The sequence below is a fragment of the Pantoea sp. LMR881 genome, assembly GCF_027157825.1.
Taxonomy (GTDB): domain Bacteria; phylum Pseudomonadota; class Gammaproteobacteria; order Enterobacterales; family Enterobacteriaceae; genus Pantoea; species Pantoea haifensis.
Genome location: NZ_JAPVOK010000001.1, coordinates 214,038 through 239,342 on the forward strand (window position 1 = coordinate 214,038; position 25,305 = coordinate 239,342).

The following is a 25,305-nucleotide window of genomic DNA, read 5'->3' on the forward strand; positions in this document are numbered from 1 at the left end:
TCCTATAGATCCAAAGACGTTGACCTAAATAGTTATTAATCAGAGAGAACACCTGCATGGCACACTTCACACTGCGACAGCTCAAATATTTCATTACGGTAGTTGAACATCGCAGCATTGCTGAGGCATCGCGGCATCTGCATATTGCACAACCCTCAATTTCAACGGCGATTAAAAGCCTGGAAGAGAGTTTTGATATTCAGCTGTTTATTCGCCATCACGCTCAGGGTGTGTCACTGACGCCAAGTGGCCGGCGTTTTTATGAGAAGGCTGCCGAACTGCTGAGAATGTCCTGGCAGTTTGAACAAAATGCGCGGGCCGATAATGACCTCGTCGCCGGAACGCTCTCTGTCGGCTGTTTTGAAACGGCGGCACCGCTCTATATGCCGAAACTGATTGCCGGATTTAAAAAGCTGTATCCCAATATTGAGGTACAAATTTATGATGGCGAACAGCATGAGTTAACCGAGGGCTTGCATCGGGGACGTTTCGATATGGCGATCCTTTACCGCCATGAACTGGATAGCAGCATTCATGCCGAACAGCTTAAAGCACCACAAAAACCCTACGCCCTGCTGCCTGCCGATCACCCGCTGGCACTGCGCAGTAGCGTCAGCCTTGAAGAGCTTAGCCATGAGCCAATGATTTTGCTGGACGTCGTACCCAGCCGTAATTACTTTCTTGATATCTTCAAACAGAAAGGCTTGTCACCTAACGTCGCGTTCAGCTCGCCTTCCATTGAGATGGTACGCTGTATGGTTGGGCAAGGATTTGGCTTTTCTCTGCTGGTTACACGGCCATTTCCTGATTTTACCTACGACGGTAAGCGCGTAAAGCGGGTGACCATCCGTGATGAAATGGAAGGCTCCTGCCTCGTCATGGCGCACCTTCGCCATGCTGAGCCGACACGGCCGACCCGGCTTTTTATGGATTACTGCCGGGCACAGGAACTCACACCTGAACACCTCAGCGAGTCTGAACTGCCGCCTTTGTCAGTGGCTTAATCGTTGCGTTGCGCCTGAAGCCAGCTTTGCAGGCGCAGTAAAAACGCATCGCAGGCATTCAGCTGGTCCAGGCTAATGAACTCATCGGCTTTATGCCCTTGCGCCATTGATCCGGGGCCACAGATTAAGGTGGGCATGCCGTGTTGCTGAAACAGTCCACCTTCTGTGCCGAAGGCAACGGTGTGCAAATTTTCTGGTTCCGGTAACAGCGTAAGCAACGCGCCAATCGTCTCGTCTGAGTGGGTTTCCAGTCCGGGATAGTGGCTTAAGCGGCTGAATTTGATTGCACAGCCTGCTGAAATTGCCGTCATCTCGGGCAGTAATTCCGCTGCACACCATTGCTCTAGCGCCGCTAACAGGGGTGCAGCATCCACGTCCGGTAATGTGCGAATTTCAAAATCAAACTGGCAGTGCGCAGGCACGATATTGAGCGCCTCTCCGCCGTTAATCAGGCCCGTTTGCACGGTAGAAAATGGCGGATCGAAAGCCAGGTTTTGCTGTTGCCTGAGTTCTTCGGCTAACGCCATCAGGCGCTGAATAATGCGTACCGCATACTCTATCGCGTTAACGCCTTGCGGTGCATAGGCGGAGTGACTGGCGTGGCCGGTGATATCGCAGCGCATCGCGATTTTGCCTTTATGACCAAAAATGGGGCGCATCTCTGTCGGCTCCCCACAATGCAGGCTGCTGGGCGCAGCGGCAGTTTATCCATTACCGCCAGCAAGTCCGGTACGCCTTTGCATCCCACTTCTTCGTCATAACTCAAAAGCCAGCCACACCGGCATCCGCAGCGGTGTGGCGACCAGTTGCGGTATCCACGCCAGTACAGCTGCCAGCCAGCCTTTCATATCTGCAGTGCCGCGCCCGTATAACCGTCCGTCACGTTCAGTTAAAACAAAGGGATCGCTTTGCCAGCGTTGCCCCTCTACCGGCACGACATCGGTATGGCCTGACAGCACGATTCCGGCGCAATTTTCAGGACCGATAACCGCCAGCAGGCAGGCTTTTTCGCCACTGGCTGCGGGAATGAGTTGACTGCTGATCCCCCAATCTGCCAGGTAACGCTTTACGTAATCAATCAAAGCCAGATTGCTGTGGCGACTCACGGTATCAAACGCAACGAGATCCGCCAGTAACTGACGTCGGGAAAGCTTACTCATCGCCCGGCACGCCATAGCTGGGAGCGGCTTTGGGATTGATAGCGCGCGTCAGGTAAGCGTCACTTTGCGGTTGCCACAACTGCCACAGACGCGCCAGTTCATCAACCGGCGAGTCGTGCCAGTCAACGCGCAAATCAGTAAGCGGCCAGCTTTCGCTGCTGATAATTTTAACGCCAGCGGAATAAACCGGGCCGGCCTCACCTCCCTGCTGCAATCCTGCCTGCAACGCGCCGATCAACCGCTCGCCTAGCGCCTGCTCAGGATCGCGGCAGAAATGCGCCACCATCGCATCAATAACCGCTGTCGAGGCCAGCATGTTTCCCGCAGCGACGCAGTGTGCTCCCTGTTGAGCATGATGCACACCGAGTGCATGTGTTCCCGAAAACACCGCACTGTTCCCCTTAGCGTCTAATACCGTGACCTGACGCCACTCTGCCCAGGGTTCTTCTGCCATCACCGCGTTTAACGCGCTGGCAGCCGATTCGCCTTGTGCCAGCCGGTTCAGGATCGCAGGGCCAAGCGAGGGTAACGTGATATTCTGGCTGGAGACCGCGCCCACACCGCTCATCAGCCAGGGGCAGCGAGCGGCCACAGCCATGCTCGACGAGCTTAAGGCAATCCCATATTGACCGCTGCGAGGACAAAATCCGGCAATTGAAAAAGTCATATTACGCCTCCGGAATGACGGCAATGACATCAATTTCTACCAGCCATTGTGGCTGGGCCAGCGCAGAGACCACCAGCCCGGTAGAGATGGGAAAAACGCCTTTCAGCCATTTGCCGGTGACCTGATACACCGCTTCGCGATAGCGTGGGTCAATAATGTAAGTCGTGGTTTTGACGATATGGCTCAGATCGCTGCCCGCTTCCTCCAGCAGTTGTTTAATGTTTTTCATTGCCTGATCCGCCTGCGCCGCAGGATCGCCCAGCCCCACTAAATTACCTGAAAAATCAGTGCCAACCTGCCCGCGCACATACACCGTATTTCCCGCGCGAACGGCCTGGCACAGGTCATTGTTTAACGTCTGGTTTGGATAAGTATCTTTGGTATTGAACATGCGAATGCGCGTATGGGTCGGCTGACTCATGGTAAATTCCTTTCAATGATGGCAATAACGGCCTTTGGGCCAGTAAGTGCATTTATGAACATCGCCCGAACGAAAATAAAGAATGTTTTTTATCTCCTGCATATACATAAAAACGTGCCTCAGAAAGGCTCGTTTTTTTGGTGTCGGCAACGATAAAAATACGCATTTATCTTTCTGCTTTACCGCTTACATACTCAGAGCCTTCATTGCTGAGGAGCGGTTTATGTCATCAATTGTTGAAGCGTTACCTGCCACGCTTATGCGAAACAGTTTTATCCGTGCGCTGGAACGCGGCGTCACCAGCGTGCATATCGTCGCGACGTCGGGGATGGCAGGCAAACAGGGCGCGATCTGTGTTGCTGTGCAGCCAGTTTCTACCTCACCTGCGTTGTTGATGGTTTCGCTGCATCAGGCTAATCCCCTTTGCGATGCGATAAATAAAAATCGTCTTTTCAGCGTTAACACCTTGTCGGAACAGCAAAAATCTCTGGTAAAAACTTTTTCTTCTGACAGTGAAGGCGATCGTTTCGATCCTGCAATATGGACAGAAGAGAGGCCGGGTGCTCCGCGCCTGGATGCAGCTATCGCCAGTATCGAATGCGCTCTGCACAGCCAGTTTGAAGCAGGTACACAGCAGCTGTTTATCGGTGAGGCCCTGAATGTCCACATCCATCCCGGCATGCCGCTGGCCTGGCAGGCACGCCAGTTTGTTTTGCTGCAACGCGATCTGCCTGCGTGACAGGCCAGTCTTTTGCTATAGCCAGCCACGGAAAATATGAATTTCATTCTTTACTCAGCCATGAAATTTTTAACGCACGCCTAAAAAAAACGACACCGGAGAAAAAACATGTTTTCACACCTGCACATTAAAAAGCTGACACGCTGTTTGACACTGACGCTGGCGCTTGGAAGCGCAGCATTAAGCCATGCTGCGGTTATGAATCCAGGAAAACTGACTGTGGGTAGTGACCTGACGTTCCCACCGTATGAATACCTTGAAGGTAAAACCCCGGCAGGCTTTGATATCGAATTTATGAATGGTGTCGCGGCAGCCATGAAATTGCAGCCGACCTACGTTGATACCCGTTTTACCAGCCTGATCCCAGGTTTACAGGCAAAACGTTTTGAGCTGATTGCCTCCGCGCTGTTCATCACGCCGGAACGCCAGAAAGTTATCGATTTAGTGCCCTATTTGAAAACCGGCGAATCCCTGATTGCATTAAGCAGCAGCAGCTTCAAACCGAAAAAGCCCGAGGAGCTTTGCGGACATAAAGTCGGTTCCATGCAGGGAACCTACTGGCTGGAGAAACTGCATACCCTTTCTACAGACTATTGCGTCAAACAGGGACTGAAACCCATTCAGGTAAGCGAATACGCCACCGATCCGCAAACGACCCAGGCACTACTTTCACATGCCGTAGAAGTGCAAATGACCGATGCAGCGGTAGCCAGTCAGGTTGTTGCGAAGATGAAAGGCAGACTGGAGGTGACTTCCGACACGCTGCTTTATCCGGTGCTGGTTGGCCTGGGCGTCAGTAAAACCAATCCTGAATTCAAACAGCAGTTAATCGACGGTATCGCAGCTTATAAAGCGAGCGGCCAGTATGCGACCCTGTTGCAAAAATATTCTCTGGCAGAGCCGGACGATGCTGATATTCAGGCGCTGAAACAGTAATTTTCGCGGCCAGGAGCGTGCGTATGACTTTTGACTGGAACTATTTATTGAGTCTGCTGACGGATGCAGACTTTTGGTGGGCCACCTGGACAGTAATCAAACTGAGTCTGTTGAGTTGGGTCATCAGCATCGTGTTGGGTTTTGTGCTGGCGTTAGGAAAACAGGCGACGCACCCCTGGCTCTCATTACCGGCGCGCGGCTATATCTGGCTGTTTCGCAGTTTGCCGCTGCTGGTACTGTTAATTTTTGTTTATAACCTGCCGCAGGCTTTTCCCGCCTCTTCGGCGTTACTGAGCGATCCGTTTTGGGCTGGATTGATAGCACTGGTACTGAGTGAAACTGCCTATATTGCTGAAATTCACCGCGGTGGGCTGTTGTCGATTCATAAAGGACAACGTGAAGCCGCCCGGGCGCTTGGCTTACGTTATGCAGGTATTCAGTGGCGGGTGGTGATCCCTCAGGCCATTCGCGTGGCGCTGCCTTCGCTGGCGAATGAGTACATTTCTATCGTCAAGCTCAGTTCACTGGTGTCGGTCATTTCACTGACTGAGATTTTGATGGTAGGCCAACGTCTCTACTCACAAAATTTCCTGGTGATGGAAACCATGGCGGCAGTTGCGTTTTACTATGTGTTCATCATTACGGTATTCGATTTCCTGTTAAAACGCCTTGAACGCTGGCTGGATGTTTCCCAACGCAAAACAGCACGCGCACTCGATCCCGCATTGCTGGCCTTAGCGGCACAGCCGCTGCCAGCGGTTACGCGCACTGCACCGGTGTCCGACACGCCGGCGCTTCAGGCAGCCAAATTGCACAAGGCCTATAACAATGTGGAAGTGCTGGGTGCCGTCAGCCTGAATGTAAAATCGGGAGAAGTGGTCTCGGTGATTGGGCCGTCAGGATCAGGCAAAACAACGCTTATCCGTTTACTCAACGGGCTGGAGCAAATCGACAACGGTGAAATTGCCATTAATGGTCAGCCATTTATTCGCCTTCTTCAGCAGGGCGCGCAGAAGCCTCGTTTTATTGAGCACAGCGAACATCGTCTTAACATCGGCATGGTTTTCCAGGGATTCAACCTGTTCCCTCACCTGACGGTAATGCACAACCTGCTGCTGGCTCCGCGTTATCACCGTTTAGCCCCGGTGAGCGAACTCAGGCATCAGGCATGCATTTTATTGCAAAAGGTTGGCATGCTGGAACATGCTTACAAATACCCTCATCAGCTTTCCGGCGGACAGCAGCAGCGCGTTGCCATCGCACGCGCCCTGATGATGCGCCCACAAATTATGCTGTTTGATGAGCCGACCTCGGCGCTCGATCCTGAAAAGGTCAATGAAGTGTTGCAGGTGATCGAGAATCTGGCAGAAGAAGGCATCACTATGATCATCGTGACGCATGAGATGAACTTTGCCTTTAAAGTTTCCGATCGCATTGTATTTATGGAAAAAGGGCGCGTCGTTTGCGATGACACGCCGCAGGCGCTGCGTAATGGCGATCATCCCCGCGTTAACGCCTTCCTGAAGGATGTAGACTTGGCTCCGGCTTAATATACCTGGACCTGCGACACAGCAAAGGCGTCGCAGGTCTGTGGTTTTATCCCAGATCTTTCAGTGCGGCAAACACCCGCGCAATCGCCACCGAGCCGGGATCTTCGATTCCCTTTAAGTTATCGCTATTAAGATAGGAGGAGCGTCCCGCTTTCGCTTTGGACATGGTCGCGGTGGCTTCACTGCCTTTACGTGCAGCCTCAGCGGCCGCAGCGAGATCGCCGCCGTTTAGCAGGGTTTCAATCGCGGGTTGTAACGCATCGATCAACGTACGATCGCCAGGCTGCGCGCCACCGTACTGCATCATTTTCTCCAGCCCTTGCTGCAAAGCAGCAGCAAGCGGCGCTTTTTCCGTTAATTTCTGACCCGCCGCCGTGAAGAAAATAGCCATTAACACGCCACTTGAGCCACCCATGACGTTTGCTAAACGTTCTCCCGTCACCGCAAACAAATCCGGTAAGCTGTTAAACGGCAGGCTTTTTTCCTGGCATTCCTTAAGGATCTGGCGCGCGCCTGATGCAAAAGTAGAGCCGGTATCGCCATCACCCACCTGCGCATCCAGCTTATTCAGATCATTTTCATTCGCGATTAATGTTTCACAAATCGCTTTGACGATGCGCGCCACTGCGGGGTTGTCAGAGGGCGTTGTGGTGATGTCGCTGGCCTGCTTTTCCGCTTTTTGGGGTTTTAATGCTTCAGGTTTCACCGCTCTGGACCAGCCTGTGACTTCAACGGGTGCGCAGATCGCTTCTTCAAATAACGGCGTTAATGCCAGTGCCGTGACAGAGTAACCTTTCATATCCAGTGCGGTCATCATCGCAGCGGGGCCGATCACATACTGAACATGTTGACTCAGCGGTGACGCAACTACATCACGTGTAATCAGATTCATTTCCAGCGCGGACATTCCACCAAGGTTGTTGATTAACAGCGCATAAGGCTGCTGTGAATTCCGGCTATCCAGCACGCTTTCCAGCAGCTGTTGGGCAATTTGCTGGCTGCTTTGCATCTTTATAACCTCTACGCCAGGTTCGCCGTGAATACCCAATCCCATCTCTACACTGCCTTCAGGCACCCGCTCTTTAGCCTCTTCGCCTGGCATATGGCAACCCGACATTGCCACGCCCATGGTGCTCAGCGCGCGATTCGCTGCTTCAGCGGCTTCAGTTACCGCGGCCAGATCATCACCCCGTTCGGCAACATAGCCGGCAATTTTGTGCACTAACAGGGTGCCAGCCACGCCCCGCGGTTGCGGATTTTCAGGCAGCGCGACGTCATCGCCAACGATAACCATATTGACGTTAAACCCTGCTTTGCGCGCTTTTTCGGCCGCTAAACCAAAATTGAGTCTGTCACCGGTGTAGTTTTTAACAATAAGCAAACACCCTGCATCGCCGGTTACGTTAACGATAGCGTTGTACACCGCCTCTACGCTGGGTGAAGCAAAGAGCTCACCGCAGACGGCGGCTGTCAGCATACCTTTGCCAATAAAGCCAACGTGGGCCGGTTCATGGCCAGAACCTCCTCCGGAAATAAGCGCCACCTGCTGCTTATGCCAGTCGTTACGCATCACAATACGAATCCAGGGATCGACGTCCAGCCGCACCAGATTACGCCACGGATTGGCGTAAATGATGCCGTCCAGCGCATCCGCAACAAGATCTTCTTTGCTATTCATCATGAACTTAGCCACAGGTCTGTTCCTCCTCTGATTGATGCGATGTCAAATGCATGATGAAGAAGTGTTGCACATGGAGCTGTCTGGTGTGGGCAAAAACAAAGAAATTCAGGTTAATGCCTTAAAGGCATGCAGCACTACGCAGTCAGTATCATGAGTAATGAGCAAAAAATGCCTTACCTCAGCTGAATTCAACACTTTGTTGATAATAATCAATTCTTAATTTAAGGAATATTGAAGAATAAACGAGATTTATCTTACTTCATGAATGATGGTATCGGCTCTTTTTGCTACCCAGGCTATTTAGATGACCCAACAAAAAATAATGAATGAAACCGCATGGTTCGGTGCCGGTGCTTTACGTCTTTTACCGCAAGAAATTGCGCAACGTGGTGTGCATAAAGCTTTTATCGTAACGGATAAAACGCCACTGGCTGCGGTTACGCTGCGGCGTGTAACAGAATTTATGGATGCTCACGCTTTACCCTGGTCACTGTGCCACGCAACGGTAGCGCATCTGACCTGCGATAGCCTTGCGCACGGTGTTGCCGCATTTCAGCAGTCTGCTGCTGATTACCTGATTGCGATTGGGGGTAAAGCGGTGCAGGAAACCACCAACGCCCTTCGCTCGCTGATTACTCACCAGCACAACCGTCAAACGGATAACCATGCAGACAACGCCAGCCCGGCAACCCATATTATTGCTATTCCCACCACGGCTGGCATTTCGGCTGAAGTCACCATGAGTTACGTTATTTCCGATGAAGACACTGAATGCAAATTTGTCTGTGCCACTCGCCATAACACACCAAAAGTCGCGATTATGGACGCAGAAATCATGGCCAGCCTGCCGCTGGCACTGAAAATCGCAACGGCAATGGGTGCGCTGGCGCAGGCGATAGAAGGCTACCTCACCCGCGATGCCTGGGCGGTCTCTGATATGCTGCATCTCAAAGCGATCAAAATTATTAGTCAGTCACTGCGGGATGCCGTGACAAGTGATATAGACGCCCTCGAACAAATGGCGCTGGGCCAGTATATTTCCGGCATGGGATTTGCTGAGCAAAGTCTGGGGCTGGTTCACGGCATGGCGCATCCTTTAACCGAATTTTATAATTTGCCAGAAGGTCTGGCGCACGCCATTTTATTGCCCCGCGTAATGGCCTGGAATGCGCCTTATACCGGGGATAAATATCGGGACATCGCCCGCGTTATGGGGGTATCGCATGCAGATATTGTGTCAATCGATCTGGCCCGCCTGGCCGCAGTCGATGCCGTAAAACAACTGTGTCGCGATGTAGGTATCCCCTCATCTTTAAAACAGGCCGGATTACGCGAGCAGGACATTCCACTTTTGGCACAATCCGCGCTTAACGATGCAGCGACGGCGGGAAATCCCCGCCAGCCTGAATTGCAGGACATTATCGTGCTGTATCACGAATACTGAATGGAGGTGCCGCCCAGTCTGCGGCGGCCCCCTTCGCTATTTAACCCGCCCGTGAAATACCCAAAATGACCAGGTGTGATAAATCAGCGTGACTGGAATGACTACTGCCACACCGGTCAGCACAAATCCCTGCGTAACGGAACTGGACGCGCTTTCATGCAGATTAAGCTGCCGGGGATCAGCCAGGGATAAATTCCCCAGGCCACGCCCGCCAGCACGGCGGCAATTAAGAGCAGCGTCACGCCCAGCTGAACCCGTGGGCCAAAACGATACAGCGAAAACAACAACATCAACCATAACGCGGCGATAAGCAGGCAAACGCTTTTACCTGCGCCACTCCAGACCTGTCGCCAGGGATCGGGGTTCAGCAACACCAGCGCCAAAAACAGGACTATCGCCACAACCCAGAAGAACCAGGTAAGGGCGTTTGCCAGCAGCTCAACCGGCTCACCAATGCGCCAGCGGATCCAGCAACAGCCGAGCAGCAGGTAGATAACCATCAACCCTAAGCCACACAGCAGGGCATAGAGGCTGAATCCCAGCAAGCTCTGGCCTTCAAGCACAATGCCCGCGCACCAGCCCTGACAAAAAGCCGCGCAGGCGGAGGTAAAAGGCAATAATTTATCCAGCCAGCGCCGCAAACTGCCCCCCGCCTGAACGCGGTACTCCAGTGCCAGCGCCCGAATAAACAGGCAAAGCAGCATGACAAACACCGGCAGATAGAGCACGCTGAACAATTTACTGTAAGCTGCCGGAAAAAGTGCCAGCATCCCGCCCGCCAGTAATACCAGCCAGGTTTCGTTAGCATCCCAGACCGGCAAAATGCTGTGCACCATACGCTGTTTCTGTTGTTCATCACGGAACCAAAAAAACAGCATGCCAACACCCAGGTCGGCCCCATCCAGCCAGATATACATCAACAGCGTAAACAGCAAAGTCAGCGCGGAAAGATCGGCGAGTTCCATGATCACTTATCCCGATGAAGACGTTTTTAACATGCTGGCGACCACCTCGGGTTCCTGTGGCAGCGGCGAATTGATATAGCGGAGCAAATAACGCAGGCCAAGCGCAAAGCTGAGAATGTAGACCAACAGCACGCCTGTCACTGACGCTATCATCCAGCTCAGCGGCAGCGGCGAAACGCTTTGCGCCGTGCGCAGCAGACCATAAACCGTCCAGGGCTGACGGCCCCATTCTGTGACGCACCAGCCTGCCAGCATGGCCACAAAGCCGCTGGGTGACATCCATACCAGCCCCCAAAGCAAGCGCCTGCCATTGAATAGCTTGCCACGCCAGCGTTGCACATTCGCAGCCACGCTGAAGAGCAACATCAGTAAACCCAGTCCCACCATAACGCGAAACGCAAAAAACACCGCTAACACGGGCGGCAAGGTATCAGCCGGGAACTCACTCAGGCTTTTGATGTGTCCGGAAAGATTGTGACGTAAATAGAGCGATCCGACGTTGGGGATGGCAATTTCTGCATGATTACGCTGCATTTGCTGATCGGGTATCGCAAACAGCCTGAGTGGCTCCCCCTCGCCAGGCGCAGGTGGCCTCCAGCCCCCTTCTATTGCCGCCAGTTTGGCTGGCTGATAACGCAGCGTATTTTCACCGTGTAAATCACCAAGCACAATTTGCAGTGGAACAGCAAACAGGCAAAAGGTGATGGCGCTGGTTAGCATAAATTTAGCCGCCGCTTCCTGGGGTCGGTGAAGCACGCGCCATGCTGCAACACCCGCAAGCATGAAAGCTACCGCAACGAGCGTTGCCAGCAGCATATGCGCGAAGCGCCAGGGAAAAGAGGGTGCAGACAGCAACGTCATTGCGCTATTGGGATGGAAAACACCCGCATCATCGCGCGTGAAATCGATCGGAGTCTGCATCCAGGAGTTTGCAGCAAGTATCCAGAAGGCGCTAAGAAACGCGCCAAATGCCACCATACAGGTGACGGCAAAGTGAAGGCCGGGACGTATCCGTCCCATGCCGAACAGCATGACGCCTGTCAGAGCAGATTCAAGGAAAAAGGCAATCAGCACCTCATAAAAAAGCAGCGGGCCAATAATTCCGCCCACCTGTTGCGAAAAAGGCGCCCAGTTAGTGCCGAACTGAAACTCCATTACCACGCCTGACACTGCACCTATTGCGACAGTTAAGGCAAAAATTTTTAACCAAAAATGCAATGCTTCACGTGCGCCAGGCTGCTTTCCCCACAGCCAGCGCGCCTCAAACCAGACCAAAAAAGGCGCGAGGCCGAGCGTCAGAGCGGCCAGCGTGATATGCATGCCCATCGTGACGGCAAACTGACCCCGCGACAGCAGCAGTACCCAGTCACTGTCATTCATGAGTAGGTTTTCCGCTGTATCGTGTTACCGGTGGCTCCTCTTCACGCTGTAATTCTCTGGAGAAGGCTTCCATTCCGGCAAACAGTGGCCGCAGGCTTTGCCATAATGCTTCATCTTTGAGCAGTGACATCACGCCTGTGATCCCCGGCGCGGCCGTTTGCTGCTGTGTTTGCTCACTGGCGGGCTTCAGCGCCATTAAGCCGGCCCGTAAAGCCATGATCATATGATTAAAGCGATCGGGTGGAATCGTGCCCAGAGCCATTATCAGCAATGACAGATTCTGAATCGCATTCTGCGATCCGGGCCGGTTAAGGCCCTCTACCAGAATTTTACCAATATCGCTGTTGGCTTTAACCAGATCGTTAGCCAGCCGTATAAACCCGTGCTCATGCAGACTTTCAAGCAGGCTATCCAGTGATTCTTTCGCGGTCGGTTCCGTGCGCGTAGGCGGCACATCGTAATTTATACGTTCAGCCATTAAAATTTCTCCGGGTGTTCTACGTGAGCAGGGGGTTGTTTATAGCCCGGTTGCTGCCATTTATCTTCGACGGGTAAATGATCCAGCGGTGTGCGCTGACCATAGCGGAAATTATGCTCAGGCAGCGGATTAGGCTGGCGTGGACGCTCGAGCTTGCGCAGCTTTACCGCGATCTCTTTATAAGCCGGAGTGTTCACGTCAGGATCGTGGTGATCGCCAGTCAGGCCATTCACACCGGGTTTGCCATGATGAATAGGGATCCATAAGACATTGCCCTGCACCCGCTGCGTAATCACTACCGGCACCTCAAGCTCGCCACGGCGCGAAGTAATCGCCACCCAGTCGCCTTCTGTTAACTGGCGCTCAATAGCCAACTGCGGTGAAATCTCAACAAACCAGTTGGGTGAGAGTGAATAGATGCGCCCGCCCTGCCCGGTTTGATTGGTTGACTGAAAATGTTCCAGCATGCGGCCATTGTTGAGTAACAGATCGTATTCACTGTCCTCCTGTTCCGCTGGCGGCTTCCATTCCAGCGGGCAGAGGCGGGCTTTGCCGTCAGGAAAGTGAAATTTTTCGGTATATAACAGCGGTGTGCTGCTGCCATCGGCATTAACCGGCCATATCTGCGATTGCCAGCCCACCAGCATTTCATAGCTGACGCCAGCAAAGATTTCAGCGACGCTGGCCACTTCAGCCATAATGGCGCCGGGATTAGGATAGCGCCACGGATGCCCAAGCCGCGCGGCCAGATCCATTAAAATTTTCCAGTCCGGGCGACTGTCACCCAGCGGCGGCATCGCTGGTGAAAAATGCTGAATACGCCGCTCGGTATTCACGTAGGTGCCCTCTTTTTCCACGTTTGGGCAGCCGGGCAATACCACATCGGCAAATTCAGCCGTGCGGCTCATGAAGATATCCTGCACCACCATAAAATCCAGCCCGGAAAAGGCTTCATGCACTTTGGTGGAATCGGCATCTGAAAAAGCCGTCTCTTCTCCGATGATGTACATGGCGCGGATCTTTTTTCATATGCATGCTCAACCATCTGGAAATTATCCGAGCCAACCTTATCGGACAGCGCCTCGGGATCAACGCCCCAGGCTTTCGCCCATTTTGCCCGTTCCGCGTGATCGGTCACTTTGCCATAGCCCGGATAAATGTTACTGAGGCAGCCAAAATCGCTGGCACCCTGCACGTTGTTATGACCGCGCATCGGGTAGCCGCCAGTCCCAGGACGCCCGTAGTTGCCAGTGACCAGCAATAAGTTAGAGAGCGCCGTACTGGTATCCGCGCCGTGGCTGTGTTGGGTGATACCCATAGCCCATAACAGACAAACGCTGCCTGCCTTACCGATCATTTCAGCGGCAACCGTGAGTTCTTCAACGCTCAGGCCGGTTATTTCGCTGGCGAATTCAAGGGTGAAAGGGGCCAGCGAGGCGCGATACGCCTCGACCTGAATCACCCGTTCAGCCAGAAATTTTTCATCGGCATAGCCGTGATCAAACATATAGCGAGCCATTGCCGAGGCCCAGACCATATCCGTGCCCGGCTTAACACGTAAGTAACAGTCGGCGCGCTCCGCCATCTCATGGCGTCGCGGATCCACTACCAGCAGCTTTTGGCCGTGGTGTTTATGGCTCTGCTTGATGTGTGAGGCAATAACAGGATGGTTTTCTGACAGATTACTGCCAACAATGACAATCAGCTCAGCTTTCTGAAGATCCTTAATGGTGCCTGCGTCACCGCCGTATCCTACGGTACGGAACAAGCCCTGAGTGGCCGGGTTTTGGCAATAGCGTGAGGAGTTATCGACGTTATTGGTGCCGAAGATCAGTCGGGCAATTTTTTGCGTCAGATAAGCTTCTTCATTGCTGGCTTTGCTTGAACCGATAAAGCCAATCGCATCGCCACCATATTGGCTGGCAACGGTGCGTAATCCCAGGGCAACCCGATCCAACGCTTCTTCCCAACTGGCAGGACGAAATCGTCCGTTCTCACGGATCAGCGGGGTTGTCAGTCGTTTTGGACTGTTTACAAAATCCCAGCCAAACTTGCCTTTGATACAGGTTGAAATGCCATTTGCAGGCGCTTCTGCCACAGGCTGCACTTTCAAAATATGCCGGTCTCGGGTCCAGATTTCGAAGCTGCACCCCACGCCGCAATAGGTGCAAACGGTTTTGGTTTTTTTGATTTCTGCCTTGCGTAACGCGGTATCAATAACCGAAATCGCCGTAATCGGCTCCATACTGATGCTGTTTTCCAACGCTTTGACAAAATCGATCATTGGGCGTTTTACTTTTTCCGGCATGGCGGTAAACGGTCCGGCATCGGGCTGCATGGTTTTTTCCAGCAGTGCATTACAGGGACATACCGTGACGCAGTGGCCGCAGCTCACGCAACTGGAACCGGCAATTTGCGTGCCGCCATCCCATAACACGCGCGGATGCTCTGCGGTGTAATCAATCGACAGTGTTTCGTTTACTTCAACGTTTTGACAGGCTTCAACGCAGCGACCACATAAAATGCACTGGTCAGGATCGTAGGTATAAAACGGATTAGAGTGATCTTTCTCGCTGGGCTTACGTTCGTAAGGGTAATACTGAATAGGGATATGCATGTCAGCCACAGCATTGTGTAGTGTGCAGTCACCCGTGTTATGTTCACAAACTGTACAATAGAGTTCATGACGATTTAAAACACGATCCATACCCTCTTGTTGTGCCGCACGTGACGTTGCGCTCTGGCTGTTAACATTTAATCCCTCCTGAGTCGTTAACGTACAGCCGCGTACCGGTTTGCCGTCCACTTCAACCCAACAGACATCGCAGGTTTCCAGCGGAGGTAACGCCGGATGGTAGCAAACGTGGGGAAGTTTTTTTCCGTGGTTATCAAGAAAGTCTATTAAAGGTTGGTTCGCGGCTCCACTTAACGCTTCGCCATTATAAATAATGGTGCAGGTTTGCTCACTCATATTCCGCCTCGTTTACGACATTGCATTCAGCGTCCTGCTGAGATTTATTTATTGTAAAGTTATGTCTTTGAGGATAGCGGTTATTAACCAATCTGCAATTCTCCCCGCTGCGCTTATTTAGTGTATAAAACAGACCCGCCAGTAACTCTCATTGCGCCACGCTTAATAGCATCTTATTTTTATGTTTACTTTCAATGAGATAATATTTAAGACGTTTCAAATTCACTATGTTTATATTTATTAACAATTAATTTATCGTGAACAAAAGGCCGGGCATTCAGATTTTTCCCTTGGCTGAAAATAACATTTCAGTTCAGTTCTATACTGAGTCGTGTTTAGAAAATTTATATCATCACGCAATTTAAACTTACCGGAGGAAATATGCGAGCACTGGTCTGGCACGCTGTAGGCGATATTCGATTAGATAATGTTCCCGATCCCAAAATTGAACAACCCACCGATGCAGTGATTAAATTAACTGCCTCGGCTATCTGCGGTACTGATTTACATTTTGTCCGTGGCACGTTTAATCCAATGCAGCCTGGCACTATTTTAGGCCATGAAGGTGTCGGGATCATTGAAAGCCTGGGTGATGAAGTCCGTAATTTTAGTCCCGGCGATCGCGTTGTCGTCTGCTCTACCATTTCCTGCGGTGTCTGTCCGCCTTGCCGTGCCGGGCATACTGCACAATGTGATAATGCCAACCCTAACGGCCCGGAAGCGGGCACCTGTTTCTTTGGCGGACCACAAGCTACCGGCCCTGTAAATGGTCTCCAGGCAGAAAAAGCGCGTATTCCTTATGCCGCCAATACTCTGGTTAAAATTCCCGATGGCGTCAGCGATGAGCAGGCAATTTTGATCAGTGATATTTTTCCTACCGCATGGTTTGGCGCGGAATTAGCAGAGATCAGTCGCGGCGATATCGTTGTGGTTTTCGGTTGCGGACCGGTGGGGCAGTTTACTGTTGCCAGCGCGCTGTTGATGGGTGCTGCGCGGGTTATCGCGGTTGATTGTCACGAAGATCGCCTGTCTATGGCACGTCGCCGGGGGCATTTACGGTTAACTTTGAGCAAGAAGATCCGGTGTCTGCCATCAAAAAGTTAACCGGTGGCACCGGTGCGGACTGCGCTATTGATGCAGTCGGCGTTGACAGCCAGCATGCGCATCATGGTCCTGCCAGTGAAGAAGCTGAGCAAAAAGCGGATAAATTCGAACAGGAAGTGCAGCAGGTGGCACCGGAAACCAACCCACAGAACGGCAACTGGGTGCCGGGTGATGCGCCAACTCAGGCGCTGGAGTGGGCAATTTCAAGCCTGAAAAAAGCGGGCCGCCTGAGCATTATTGGTGTTTATCCCCTGCTGCGGAGACCTTCCCTATTGGTCAGGCAATGAATAAGAACCTGACCATGAAGATGGGTAACTGTAATCACCACACCCTTATTCCGCATCTGCTGGAATTAACACGCAGTGGCGTGATCGATCCGGTGAAAGTGCTGACTAACGTAGAGCCGATGAGCAATGTGATTGATGCTTATGAAGCGTTTGATAAACGTGAGCCAGGCTGGATCAAAACCGAGCTTGAGCCGCAGGCTTGATGTTAGCTGTCCCGCCTGACGAGGCGGGACATGCACAGCTCCACGCAGGCTTGTAAAAAAGAAAGTGAAAGCCCTTACCGCTGCTTAACAGCGCGCCCGCAGGCGCACTGTTAATTTACTGACTGATCGTTTGTTGTAATGCCGCAATGGATGACGACACGCCCGCGTCGACCGACATGGTCAGATCTTCCATCTCCAGTGATACCCAGTCGTTATAGCCCATCATGCGCACCACGGAGAAAAACGCTTTCCACCATTGCAGATCCTGACCGCATCCCACCGCAACATAATTCCAGGTCCGGTTAGCCACATCCTCAATCGGTTTGGTTTCCAGCAGGCCATTAATATCCACCAGCCCGCGCTCCAGCCGCACATCCTTACCGTGAACATGATGAATGGCAGGCCCCAGCGCACGGGCAGCCGCTATGGGATCGCCGCCCATCCAGATCAAATGGCTCGGATCAAGGTTTAATCCCACCATCGGCCCTACCGCATTACGCAGACGAAAAAGCGTTTCGGGATTCCACACCAGCATTGAGCTGAAGTTTTCCAGCGCAAACTTTTCCACGCCCTGGCTGCGGGCGCGTTCAACCAAAGCGTGCCAGTAAGGAATGGCGACTTCATTCCATTGATAATCGAGGCAGTTTTTAAGCGTGGGTGGCCAGCTTACGGTAGACGTAATCCAGTTGGGGATGGTGTCGTGCGGGCTGGCAGGTGGCAATCCGCTCATCATAACAATTTTCTTTACGCCAAGCTGACCCGCCAGCATGAGGGTATCTTCCGTATCCTGCTTATGCCGTTGACCCAGCTCACCCGGATCAAGGGGATTGCCTGATACGTTAAGTGCTGCAATCGACATGCCGCGGCTTTCAATCGCCTGCAAAAACTGCTGCCGTTTGCTGGCGCTTTCCAGCAGCGCAGCCGTTGGCACATGCGGCGCGGATGACCAGCCTCCGGTTGTCATTTCTACCCCCGTCACGCCGGATTCGAGGAGTTTATCTAACATCTGTTCAAACGGCAGGTGACCTAAACTGTCTGTACAAAAGAGAGCTTCATGGCGTTTCCTTACTCGTAGTTAACCCAGCTTGCGCCGCTATTAGCAGAACGCACACAGTTTTCAATCCAACGCACCCCTTCCAGCCCGGCATTAATATCGGGATAGATCAGGGAATTTAGCGTTTCACTGTCACCGCGCTGGCGGGCACTTATTGCAATGGCAAATTTGAGATAGATATTGGCCCAGGACTCAGCCAGGCCCTCGGTATGTAATGCGCCAAGCCGTTCATCTGCCAGCGCACTTTCGTCGAGGTAAGGCATACCGTGATGCATCGTCTGGTTGGGCTGGCCCTGCACTTCATATTTCAACTCACCGGGAGTGGCGTCGCTCCATTCGAGGCTGGCGCGGGAACCGATAACCCGAATACTCTGGCTGTCCATCGATCCGGCATTGATCGCCGATGCCCACATGCGCCCCACCGCACCGCTTTCGTAGTGCATCAACACCATGGCGTTATCTTCCAGCGGTGCGCGAGACGGAATGAAGCTTTGCCGATCGCAGAGCAGGCTTTTAATGGGGAGATCTGGCAGCACAAGCTGTGAGATATAAAAGGTATGCGTTGAGATATCGCCAAGAACAAAACTAGGGCCGGCAATGTTTGGATCAACCCGCCATTTTTGAGCCTCGCTGAACTTGTCGACACTGTCGTTTGCATTGAATCCGTGGGTATATTGCAATTCAACCATGCGCACATCGCCAATCTCGCCTTTGGCAATCATGGCGCGCATTTGCATGAGTAAGGGATGGCCCGAAAAACCATAGGTTACGCCAACAATCAGCCCCTTCGATTCAGCCAGGCTTTTGATTTCCTGCGCTTCAGCTGTGGTGAAAAACAGCGGCTTTTCGCATATCACATGAAGACCGGCATTCAGTGCGGCCCGCGTGATCTCAAAATGGGTGCCGTTCGGCGTTGCTATCGTAACAACTTCTGTACCCTCTTCACGCTTTGCTTCTTCAGCTAAAAGTTGCTGGTAATTGTCATAGCAACGCTCAGGGGCTAAGCCGAGATTGATACCAAAATCGCGGCCACGTTCAGCATCTGTATCAAACGCACCCGCCACCAGTTGATAAGCCGTATTGTCACGTAACGCGCCGGAACGATGTTTATAACCCACCTGACTCAGGCGACCGCCGCCAATCATGGCCCAGCGTAAAGGACGCGGGATCTGTTTTTCACCGTTTAACATCATCACTCCTTATTTTGCACTCGGGTGCATTCGTAGGGTAAAAAAGTTTATTTTTGGTTGAGCTGAGTAAATTTGGTGTAGTTTTCTTGCGTCACCGTCTCGTATGGGATCCAGTTGTAAACCTCAGTTTTTTGTTTATCCAGCATCTCACGTGCAACCTTTACCGCACCTGTTGCCTGCCCTTTTGCATCCTGAAAAATCGTCACCGCCATCTCGCCATTTTTTATGAATTGCAACCCATCCGGGGTTCCGTCAATGCCCGCAACCAGCACATCTTTGTTCTTCGCCTGATTCAGCGCCATGATGGCACCAATCGCCATCTCATCATTGTTCGCGACAATGGCGTCAATGGGCGTACCGTTTAATAACCAGGCGGAAACGACATCGACGGCTTCATTGCGCTGCCACTTCGCGGTTTGTTTCTCGACAACCTTCATATCCTTGTGCTGAGCGATGATCTCTTCGACGGCGCGAGTGCGTTCACGGGCTTCTTCGTTGGAAAGTGCGCCCATTAAAATGGCGATGTTGCCGCGATAGTTCATGCGTTTAGCCAGTGCTTCCATTTGCAGTTTGCCGCTTAACGCCGAGTCCGAGCCGACGTATGCCATGGCACCGCTGAGTTTAACTTCGGGTTTACGGTTAACAAAAATCAACGGAATACTGGCTTGCCGGGCGGCATTGATCATGGACTGCACACCCTGCGTATCAACCGGGTTAAGGATAATGGCGTCGACACCTTGATTGATAAAATCATCCACCTGCTGCGCCTGCAGCGCGACATCACCTTTCGCATCAGAAAACTGGCCTTTGAGTCCTTGCGTATTGAGTTCCTGAACCATTTGCGTACGCAAAATCGAGACGAAATTTAGGTCGAAGTTGGCTAACGCAACCCCTACCTGGTAGGTTTTGGCCTGCACGCTGACAGCGAACGCCATCACCATTAACAGCATTAAACGAAACATTCTGTTCATTATCGGATCCTGTAGGGTAAGAACTGAAATTCATTCCGCTACGCGGGATGGCGACATCACAACTGCCTGCGCAGCCTCTGACACGCGCATGTCGATAACGCCTGCCGCTCAGTAAAACAGCCCCAGCGTTGTCACACCCCTTTTGCAACCGGGTGCAAAGAAATCCAAAAATTGCCCTCATCGACACCGCTGTTCACCCGCTTCCTGGGTGAGGCAGAGAGGAATGTGGCGCAGGCAAAAAAATAGTCAATTGATGACGTATCAAAAAAACCAACCCGATCACAAAACAACCTCTTTTTGCACCCGATTGCAAAATGATTTGCAGTCGGGTGCAAAAATCACACATACTCGCCGCATGTTAAGGAGAAAAACGTGTTAAACGGCAATCATGACAACGGTTTATTATCGCCAGCGTTTCACGTTCAATGCTGAATATATTCATTAAAACTTCGGACGCAGGCAGATGACCAAAGCAATAAGTAAACGCGACAAAGCGACCGCCAGCGATGTCGCCGCTAAAGCAGGCGTATCAAAATGGACCGTGTCGCGTGCTTTTACGCCCGGCGCGTCGATCTCAGACAAAGCGCGAGAAAGAGTGTTAGCCGTCGCCAAAGAGCTTGATTATCGGCCTAATTTGCTGGCGCGCAGCTTATCGAAAAAACGTACCTGTATTATCGGCGTGGTCATGGACGAATTGAAAAACCCACACTCCATGATGATGCTGGATGAAGTGACGCGCCAGCTCCAGGCACGAGGTTACATGGCGTTAATGCTGAACATTACCGGTGAAAATTATCGTTCAGTCATGTCTCTGGCCGATCAGTTGCAGGTTGACGGCATTCTGTTCCTGGCGACCGCGTTGACCAAAGAGCTGATCGCCATTGCTGAAGATATGCATCACGTTCCGCTGGTCCAGGTTTGCCGTAATACGGTTGGGAAAGATCTTGATGTGGTCACGATCAATGGTTATCAGGCGGGTCGCGTCATGGCGCGTTTGCTGGTGCAACAGGGGCATCAACGCTTCGGTTATATGCAGGGGCCAAGCTCGGCTGAGGGTTTTGTCCAGCGCAAAGAAGGTTTTGCCGACGAATTACAGGCGCAGGGTTTTTCATTGGATACTGTTCTGAGCGCCGATCACTACGATCGTCAGTTAGGCTACCGGGCCATGCAGAATTACCTTGTCGCAACGCCAGCCAGTGAACGCATTGACGCCCTGTTTTGTGAAAATGACATTCTGGCGCTTGGTGCGCTGGAAGCGCAACGTGAAACCGCACCACCAACACGAATTGCCGTGGTGGGCTTCGATGACATTGATGAGGCTGCTGCGCCGGGCTGGCAACTTACGACCTACAATCAGCGTCTGGACAAACTCATGGCAGAGGCAATTAACCGTCTGATAGATCATCAAACCGCAGCAGACAACGCGTGGCAACAGGGAGAATTGCGTATTCGACGTTCCCACCTGAAGCCGTAAATCACAGCAAGAAAGATAAAATTATCGTTACGGCTTAAAGCTTTTTCACGGCAATTTCGTGAAATGTTCGCCAGGCGTTTGCCCTGACGTTAACCCAGCGATATCAGGCTTTTTCAGCTGTTCGCTGTCACTATTTCAGGCTGAAATCGCCTGAAAAAGCAGGCGCTAAGCCAGTCAGTATTTATGGTCTGGCGTGGTTAATAAAGGGCAGGCAGACAGGTGCTTTTCACTTGATCTGGATCACAAAATTTCGCATTATGCGCGGCGAAAACCTTATTAACGCTGCGGAGAAATGAATGACGCTTTATCAACACATGCTGGTTTTTTATGCTGTTGTCGCTTTCATCGCTGCACTCATTACCTTCTTTATCGCCAAAGACAAATTAAGTATTAAATTACTGAGTGCATTTTTGGTTGGCGCGACCTGGCCAATGAGCTTTCCGGTTGCCCTGATGTTTGCCCTGTTTTAATTGACATTTTTAACTCACAGACCACACTTAAGCGATACGCCTCTGGTCTGCTGGATGCTTTACTGACCATCGACGTTTGTTTGCTCGCCTAAAAACCTGTCAAGGAGCGGATATGCGTTTTTTCATCCCGTTATTGCTTACCACCGTTTTAACTGCCTGTAGTAGCTCTCCCTGGGGACCGGAAAAACCGGTGCAAAAAGACGAAACACGTCAACAAACGTGTCAGCCAAATACGGCCAGCAGTCAAAATGATTGCGGCCATTTTCCTGAGCCGGAATTTCACTGATTAACGGTTTCACACGTTGTCGCTGACACTGTCAACCGGTGACAGATTGCTGGCACCGGCCTTGACTAAAATAGCCGCGTCACGCTTTTTTCAGTCCCTGTTTTGACTGCGCTGGGCAGCCGTTCTGAGTTCATAATGGTTATCAAAACTTTACACCGTTTAAATCAAACATTAGAGTAGCGCGCAGACATCATTTCTGATGCGTAAGCGTTAACGTCAACCAACGCACCACCTGCAGATCACTGCACTTGATGATGTGTACAATGACGCCTGTTCAACACGTTTCTAAAAATTCCTCTTTTATTTCTGGTTCCGGATTTTTCCTTTTTGTTTTGCTGCTAACCGCCGCCAATCTGCGTGCCCCCATTACCGCGGTGGGGCCAGTGCTGGAAAACATCCGCCTCACCTTTGGCCTCAGCGCCAGCGCAGCGGGTTTATTCAATTTTATTCCGTTGATTTTATTTGCTGCTCTGGCACCCGTTGCAGCCTGGCTCGGCAATCGCATTGGTCTGGAGCGCAGCCTTTGGGGTGCAATAGCCCTGATCACTTTTGGCACAATAATTCGCTGGAGCAACAGTGAAACCGCGCTGTGGTCAGGCACGCTCATGCTGAGTGCAGGTATTGCAGCAGCAAATGTGTTGCTTCCGCCGCTCATAAAACGCGATTTCACCGATCACACCGCCAAATATATTGGGCTGTATGCCGCCACCATGTCGATTACCGCCAGTCTGGCATCGGGCATTGCCGTACCGCTGACGCAATTGTCGGAGGCTGGATGGCGATTATCGCTTGGCGTATGGGCGGTGCCGGGTATTATTGCCCTGATCGCCTGGTTACCGCTGCTGCGACATCGCCGCCAACAGGCGAAAGCGCCAACGGCTCAGCCAGTGCCGACACGCAATCCCTGGCGAACCCTGACTGGCTGGCAAGTGGCCCTCTTTATGTCGCTGCAATCGCTGGCGTTTTACACCTTGATTGACTGGTTCACGCCGTACGCACAAACCAATGATTTTAGTCAGGCTCAGGCAGGCTGGTTGCTGTTTTGGTATCAGGCTGTGGCGATCATTGCCAACTTAGGTTGCATGGTAGTGCTCAGGAAAGTGCGTGACGCCAGGCTAACTGCTTTCATTGCTTCATCGGCCATTTTCCTCGGCATGCTGGGATTACTGATTCAGCCACGACTGGCCATTATCTGGCTGTCGCTGGCTGGATTAGGCGCCGGTGCGTCACTGGTGTTATGCCTGTCGCTATTTAATCTGCGCGCCCGACATCATCGTCAGGCGTCACAGTTATCCGGCATGGCCCAATGTGTGGGTTACGGTTTAGCGGCGCTCGGTCCGCTGTTTTTTGGTGTTTTGCATGACCAGAGCGGCAACTGGACAGTGCCGTTCACGGTGCTGGTGGGGCTGAGTTTTATCCAGATGTTGCTCGCGCCGCTGGCAGGCAGCGCGAAGCAGATCTAGTTTTTCACCACCGCATCGGGATCGATCTTTTGCTCTTTTGCCAGCGTGCGCGCCAGCAAGGATGAGTAAAGCGGCGTACCGCCAAAGAATTGCGCTGCCAGCGTTGCGCCAAGGCAGGTAATAATCATTGGCAGGATGAGTTGATAATTGTTGGTCATTTCCAGCACCAGCACAATTCCGGTCAGGGGCGCACGCACCGATGCGGCAAACAGTGCCCCCATTCCCGCCACCGCAAAAGTGGCGGCTTCCAGCTGATAGTGCGGAAACAGCACTGCACAAATTTGACCAAAGCAGGTGCCAAATAGCGTGCCGAGCGTAAGCATGGGCGCAAAAATACCGCCAGGCGCACCGGAAGCAAAGCAGGCCAGTGTAATAACAACGCGCAGCGCGAACAGTAAAAACAGCGCCATCGCCGTATAGTTCCCGGCTGAAAAATCGGGGATCAGACTAATGCCGCCGTTGACAGCCTGCGGCACCACCATGCCCAATACGCCACACAATCCCCTAACAAGGCTCCGCCAATAACCCAGCGCGTTATGCGCCCTTTATGCAGTTTCTGAAACAGATCCTGCATGGCAAAAATCAACCGGTTAAACGCGACACCACAGCCGCCAAAGATAATGCCAAGCACCAGGTAAAGCCATAATGTTTGCGTCGGTGCGTCTTTTAACACGCCAATATTGATAATGGCTTCGTTGCCAATTAGCAGGCGAAACACAATGCTCGACATAATCACCCCGACGAACACGGCCTTGATTGAAATCAAGCTGTAGCGGAACTGGGGCCGCATCTCCTCAATGATGAACAAAATGCCTGCCAGCGGCGCGTTAAAGGCAGCTGATAACCCGGCTGCTGCGCCGGTTGCCAAAATGGTATGCCGTGATTCGGACGAACGTATACGGAAGATATCCAGGCACATGCGTCCCAGATTGCCGCCAATTTGCACCGTTGGGCCTTCCCGCCCTAACACCATCCCCGATCCCAGCGCACCTAACCCGCCAAAAAACTTCACCGGTAACACGCGCCACCAGCGTACCGGGCGCAGCTCTTCCAGCGCCCCTTCGATTTCCGGGATCCCCGATCCCCTGCTTCAGGCGCAAAGCGGCGCACTAAAAAGTAGCCAATCGCGGCTAAAAATGCAGAGGCGAAGAAAGCGCATACGCCATAGAGAAGCCCAGGCTCGCCGAGATTTGCTAATCCGCTCAGGCGCTGATCAATCACCCAGTTAACGGCTTTATCAAAGGCAACTGCCACCAGGCCTGTGAGAATGCCGACCAGCGCAGCAAGAAACAAAATCGCAACCGGTGTTTTGTCACGGTGAATCAGGCGTTGAAGAAGTTGCAGACGACCAGCCCGAACAGCGGCGCCTGGCTCAGCAGAAGCAGAGTGAGAAAACATGCCAAACCT

General features: G+C 52.3%; 20 protein-coding genes and 3 pseudogenes. 11 read left to right on the plus strand and 12 right to left on the minus strand.

Annotated features, from left to right (window positions below):
* Nucleotides 1-56 precede the first annotated feature (56 nt).
* Nucleotides 57-1,004 (plus strand): LysR family transcriptional regulator, encoded by a 948-nt coding sequence (locus tag O3W44_RS01225; RefSeq protein ID WP_269291669.1) that lies wholly within the window; start codon nucleotides 57-59, stop codon nucleotides 1,002-1,004.
* Here O3W44_RS01225 and argE read toward each other — a convergent pair.
* The 3 genes and pseudogenes from argE to O3W44_RS01240 form a co-directional block, all read right to left on the minus strand.
* A pseudogene (gene argE / locus O3W44_RS01230) lies at nucleotides 1,001-2,179 on the minus strand (acetylornithine deacetylase). The gene O3W44_RS01225 and the pseudogene argE sit on opposite strands and share 4 nt — an antisense overlap.
* Nucleotides 2,157-2,831, minus strand: coding sequence for a DUF1028 domain-containing protein (locus tag O3W44_RS01235; RefSeq protein ID WP_269291670.1), 675 nt, complete (start codon nucleotides 2,829-2,831; stop codon nucleotides 2,157-2,159). The pseudogene argE and the gene O3W44_RS01235 overlap by 23 nt, the downstream one beginning before the upstream one ends.
* A 1-nt stretch (nucleotide 2,832) precedes the next feature.
* Nucleotides 2,833-3,252, minus strand: coding sequence for a RidA family protein (locus tag O3W44_RS01240; RefSeq protein ID WP_269291671.1), 420 nt, complete (start codon nucleotides 3,250-3,252; stop codon nucleotides 2,833-2,835).
* A 223-nt stretch (nucleotides 3,253-3,475) separates the two neighbouring features.
* On the opposite strand from O3W44_RS01240, the gene O3W44_RS01245 reads away from it, so the two are divergent.
* The 3 genes from O3W44_RS01245 to O3W44_RS01255 all read left to right on the plus strand — a co-directional run bounded on the left by O3W44_RS01245 (nucleotide 3,476) and on the right by O3W44_RS01255 (nucleotide 6,477).
* On the plus strand, nucleotides 3,476-3,991 hold the full coding sequence (locus O3W44_RS01245) for a flavin reductase family protein (protein ID WP_269291672.1): 516 nt from the start codon (nucleotides 3,476-3,478) through the stop codon (nucleotides 3,989-3,991).
* Between the two features lie 108 nt (nucleotides 3,992-4,099).
* Nucleotides 4,100-4,927, plus strand: a complete 828-nt coding sequence (locus tag O3W44_RS01250) for an ABC transporter substrate-binding protein (RefSeq protein WP_269291673.1) — start codon at nucleotides 4,100-4,102, stop codon at nucleotides 4,925-4,927.
* A gap of 23 nt (nucleotides 4,928-4,950) precedes the next feature.
* Nucleotides 4,951-6,477: an amino acid ABC transporter permease/ATP-binding protein gene (locus O3W44_RS01255; protein WP_269291674.1), complete on the plus strand. Its 1,527-nt coding sequence runs from the start codon at nucleotides 4,951-4,953 to the stop codon at nucleotides 6,475-6,477.
* Nucleotides 6,478-6,523: 46 nt separating this feature from the next.
* Here O3W44_RS01255 and O3W44_RS01260 read toward each other — a convergent pair whose 3' ends face one another.
* Nucleotides 6,524-8,170 (minus strand): dihydroxyacetone kinase subunit DhaK, encoded by a 1,647-nt coding sequence (locus tag O3W44_RS01260; protein WP_269291675.1) that lies wholly within the window; start codon nucleotides 8,168-8,170, stop codon nucleotides 6,524-6,526.
* A 292-nt stretch (nucleotides 8,171-8,462) separates the two neighbouring features.
* Between O3W44_RS01260 and O3W44_RS01265 the strand changes: the two genes are divergently transcribed.
* Nucleotides 8,463-9,602: an iron-containing alcohol dehydrogenase gene (locus O3W44_RS01265; protein ID WP_269291676.1), complete on the plus strand. Its 1,140-nt coding sequence runs from the start codon at nucleotides 8,463-8,465 to the stop codon at nucleotides 9,600-9,602.
* Between the two features lie 116 nt (nucleotides 9,603-9,718).
* Here the strand turns inward: O3W44_RS01265 and O3W44_RS01270 are convergent, their stop codons facing one another.
* The 4 genes and pseudogenes from O3W44_RS01270 to fdhF all read right to left on the minus strand — a co-directional run bounded on the left by O3W44_RS01270 (nucleotide 9,719) and on the right by fdhF (nucleotide 15,396).
* A complete protein-coding gene (locus O3W44_RS01270) occupies nucleotides 9,719-10,567 on the minus strand; it encodes a cytochrome d ubiquinol oxidase subunit II (RefSeq protein WP_269291677.1) in 849 nt (282 codons plus the stop codon).
* A gap of 6 nt (nucleotides 10,568-10,573) precedes the next feature.
* Nucleotides 10,574-11,947 (minus strand): cytochrome ubiquinol oxidase subunit I, encoded by a 1,374-nt coding sequence (locus tag O3W44_RS01275; protein WP_269291678.1) that lies wholly within the window; start codon nucleotides 11,945-11,947, stop codon nucleotides 10,574-10,576.
* Nucleotides 11,940-12,425 (minus strand): DUF1641 domain-containing protein, encoded by a 486-nt coding sequence (locus tag O3W44_RS01280; protein WP_269291679.1) that lies wholly within the window; start codon nucleotides 12,423-12,425, stop codon nucleotides 11,940-11,942. Before O3W44_RS01280 ends, O3W44_RS01275 begins: the two co-directional genes overlap by 8 nt.
* Nucleotides 12,425-15,396: pseudogene (gene fdhF, locus O3W44_RS01285) on the minus strand (formate dehydrogenase subunit alpha). Before fdhF ends, O3W44_RS01280 begins: the two are co-directional and overlap by 1 nt.
* 381 nt (nucleotides 15,397-15,777) lie before the next feature.
* Here fdhF and O3W44_RS01290 point away from each other — a divergent pair.
* The 3 genes from O3W44_RS01290 to O3W44_RS01300 are packed head-to-tail and all read left to right on the plus strand — an operon-like array spanning nucleotide 15,778 to nucleotide 16,990.
* Nucleotides 15,778-16,500, plus strand: a complete 723-nt coding sequence (locus O3W44_RS01290) for an alcohol dehydrogenase catalytic domain-containing protein (RefSeq protein WP_269291680.1) — start codon at nucleotides 15,778-15,780, stop codon at nucleotides 16,498-16,500.
* Complete coding sequence (locus O3W44_RS01295; protein WP_269291681.1) at nucleotides 16,479-16,787, plus strand: hypothetical protein; 309 nt, start codon at nucleotides 16,479-16,481, stop codon at nucleotides 16,785-16,787. The genes O3W44_RS01290 and O3W44_RS01295 overlap by 22 nt, the downstream gene beginning before the upstream one ends.
* Nucleotides 16,784-16,990 (plus strand): hypothetical protein, encoded by a 207-nt coding sequence (locus O3W44_RS01300; protein WP_269291682.1) that lies wholly within the window; start codon nucleotides 16,784-16,786, stop codon nucleotides 16,988-16,990. Before O3W44_RS01295 ends, O3W44_RS01300 begins: the two co-directional genes overlap by 4 nt.
* A 115-nt stretch (nucleotides 16,991-17,105) precedes the next feature.
* Here the strand turns inward: O3W44_RS01300 and O3W44_RS01305 are convergent, their stop codons facing one another.
* The 3 genes from O3W44_RS01305 to O3W44_RS01315 are packed head-to-tail and all read right to left on the minus strand — an operon-like array spanning nucleotide 17,106 to nucleotide 20,205.
* Nucleotides 17,106-17,996, minus strand: a complete 891-nt coding sequence (locus O3W44_RS01305; protein ID WP_269291683.1) for a sugar phosphate isomerase/epimerase family protein — start codon at nucleotides 17,994-17,996, stop codon at nucleotides 17,106-17,108.
* Nucleotides 17,997-18,055: 59 nt separating this feature from the next.
* Nucleotides 18,056-19,234, minus strand: a complete 1,179-nt coding sequence (locus tag O3W44_RS01310) for a Gfo/Idh/MocA family protein (RefSeq protein WP_269291734.1) — start codon at nucleotides 19,232-19,234, stop codon at nucleotides 18,056-18,058.
* 47 nt (nucleotides 19,235-19,281) lie between these two features.
* Nucleotides 19,282-20,205 (minus strand): substrate-binding domain-containing protein, encoded by a 924-nt coding sequence (locus O3W44_RS01315; RefSeq protein ID WP_269291684.1) that lies wholly within the window; start codon nucleotides 20,203-20,205, stop codon nucleotides 19,282-19,284.
* Nucleotides 20,206-20,668: 463 nt separating this feature from the next.
* On the opposite strand from O3W44_RS01315, the gene O3W44_RS01320 reads away from it, so the two are divergent.
* The 3 genes from O3W44_RS01320 (at nucleotide 20,669) to O3W44_RS01330 (ending at nucleotide 23,898) form a co-directional block, all read left to right on the plus strand.
* Nucleotides 20,669-21,679, plus strand: a complete 1,011-nt coding sequence (locus O3W44_RS01320; RefSeq protein ID WP_269291685.1) for a LacI family DNA-binding transcriptional regulator — start codon at nucleotides 20,669-20,671, stop codon at nucleotides 21,677-21,679.
* Between the two features lie 296 nt (nucleotides 21,680-21,975).
* Entirely contained in the window at nucleotides 21,976-22,149 is a 174-nt protein-coding gene (locus O3W44_RS01325; RefSeq protein ID WP_269291686.1) for a GhoT/OrtT family toxin, read from the plus strand.
* A 549-nt stretch (nucleotides 22,150-22,698) separates the two neighbouring features.
* Nucleotides 22,699-23,898 carry a CynX/NimT family MFS transporter gene (locus O3W44_RS01330; RefSeq protein WP_269291687.1) on the plus strand — a complete coding sequence of 400 codons (1,200 nt, stop codon included), beginning with the start codon at nucleotides 22,699-22,701 and terminating at the stop codon, nucleotides 23,896-23,898.
* Here the strand turns inward: O3W44_RS01330 and clcA are convergent.
* A pseudogene (clcA, locus tag O3W44_RS01335) lies at nucleotides 23,895-25,296 on the minus strand (H(+)/Cl(-) exchange transporter ClcA). The gene O3W44_RS01330 and the pseudogene clcA overlap by 4 nt on opposite strands.
* Between the last annotated feature and the right edge of the window lie 9 nt (nucleotides 25,297-25,305).

What these genes read in the sequence shown, in the direction of transcription:
- O3W44_RS01225 (WP_269291669.1), top strand. Translation starts at nt 57, where the DNA reads ATGGCACACTTCACACTGCGACAGCTCAAATATTTCATTACGGTAGTT.
- O3W44_RS01235 (WP_269291670.1), bottom strand. Translation starts at nt 2,831, where the DNA reads ATGACTTTTTCAATTGCCGGATTTTGTCCTCGCAGCGGTCAATATGGG.
- O3W44_RS01240 (WP_269291671.1), bottom strand. Translation starts at nt 3,252, where the DNA reads ATGAGTCAGCCGACCCATACGCGCATTCGCATGTTCAATACCAAAGAT.
- O3W44_RS01245 (WP_269291672.1), top strand. Translation starts at nt 3,476, where the DNA reads ATGTCATCAATTGTTGAAGCGTTACCTGCCACGCTTATGCGAAACAGT.
- O3W44_RS01250 (WP_269291673.1), top strand. Translation starts at nt 4,100, where the DNA reads ATGTTTTCACACCTGCACATTAAAAAGCTGACACGCTGTTTGACACTG.
- O3W44_RS01255 (WP_269291674.1), top strand. Translation starts at nt 4,951, where the DNA reads ATGACTTTTGACTGGAACTATTTATTGAGTCTGCTGACGGATGCAGAC.
- O3W44_RS01265 (WP_269291676.1), top strand. Translation starts at nt 8,463, where the DNA reads ATGACCCAACAAAAAATAATGAATGAAACCGCATGGTTCGGTGCCGGT.
- O3W44_RS01270 (WP_269291677.1), bottom strand. Translation starts at nt 10,567, where the DNA reads ATGGAACTCGCCGATCTTTCCGCGCTGACTTTGCTGTTTACGCTGTTG.
- O3W44_RS01275 (WP_269291678.1), bottom strand. Translation starts at nt 11,947, where the DNA reads ATGAATGACAGTGACTGGGTACTGCTGCTGTCGCGGGGTCAGTTTGCC.
- O3W44_RS01280 (WP_269291679.1), bottom strand. Translation starts at nt 12,425, where the DNA reads ATGGCTGAACGTATAAATTACGATGTGCCGCCTACGCGCACGGAACCG.
- O3W44_RS01290 (WP_269291680.1), top strand. Translation starts at nt 15,778, where the DNA reads ATGCGAGCACTGGTCTGGCACGCTGTAGGCGATATTCGATTAGATAAT.
- O3W44_RS01300 (WP_269291682.1), top strand. Translation starts at nt 16,784, where the DNA reads ATGAATAAGAACCTGACCATGAAGATGGGTAACTGTAATCACCACACC.
- O3W44_RS01305 (WP_269291683.1), bottom strand. Translation starts at nt 17,996, where the DNA reads ATGTTAGATAAACTCCTCGAATCCGGCGTGACGGGGGTAGAAATGACA.
- O3W44_RS01310 (WP_269291734.1), bottom strand. Translation starts at nt 19,234, where the DNA reads ATGTTAAACGGTGAAAAACAGATCCCGCGTCCTTTACGCTGGGCCATG.
- O3W44_RS01315 (WP_269291684.1), bottom strand. Translation starts at nt 20,205, where the DNA reads ATGAACAGAATGTTTCGTTTAATGCTGTTAATGGTGATGGCGTTCGCT.
- O3W44_RS01320 (WP_269291685.1), top strand. Translation starts at nt 20,669, where the DNA reads ATGACCAAAGCAATAAGTAAACGCGACAAAGCGACCGCCAGCGATGTC.
- O3W44_RS01325 (WP_269291686.1), top strand. Translation starts at nt 21,976, where the DNA reads ATGACGCTTTATCAACACATGCTGGTTTTTTATGCTGTTGTCGCTTTC.
- O3W44_RS01330 (WP_269291687.1), top strand. Translation starts at nt 22,699, where the DNA reads ATGACGCCTGTTCAACACGTTTCTAAAAATTCCTCTTTTATTTCTGGT.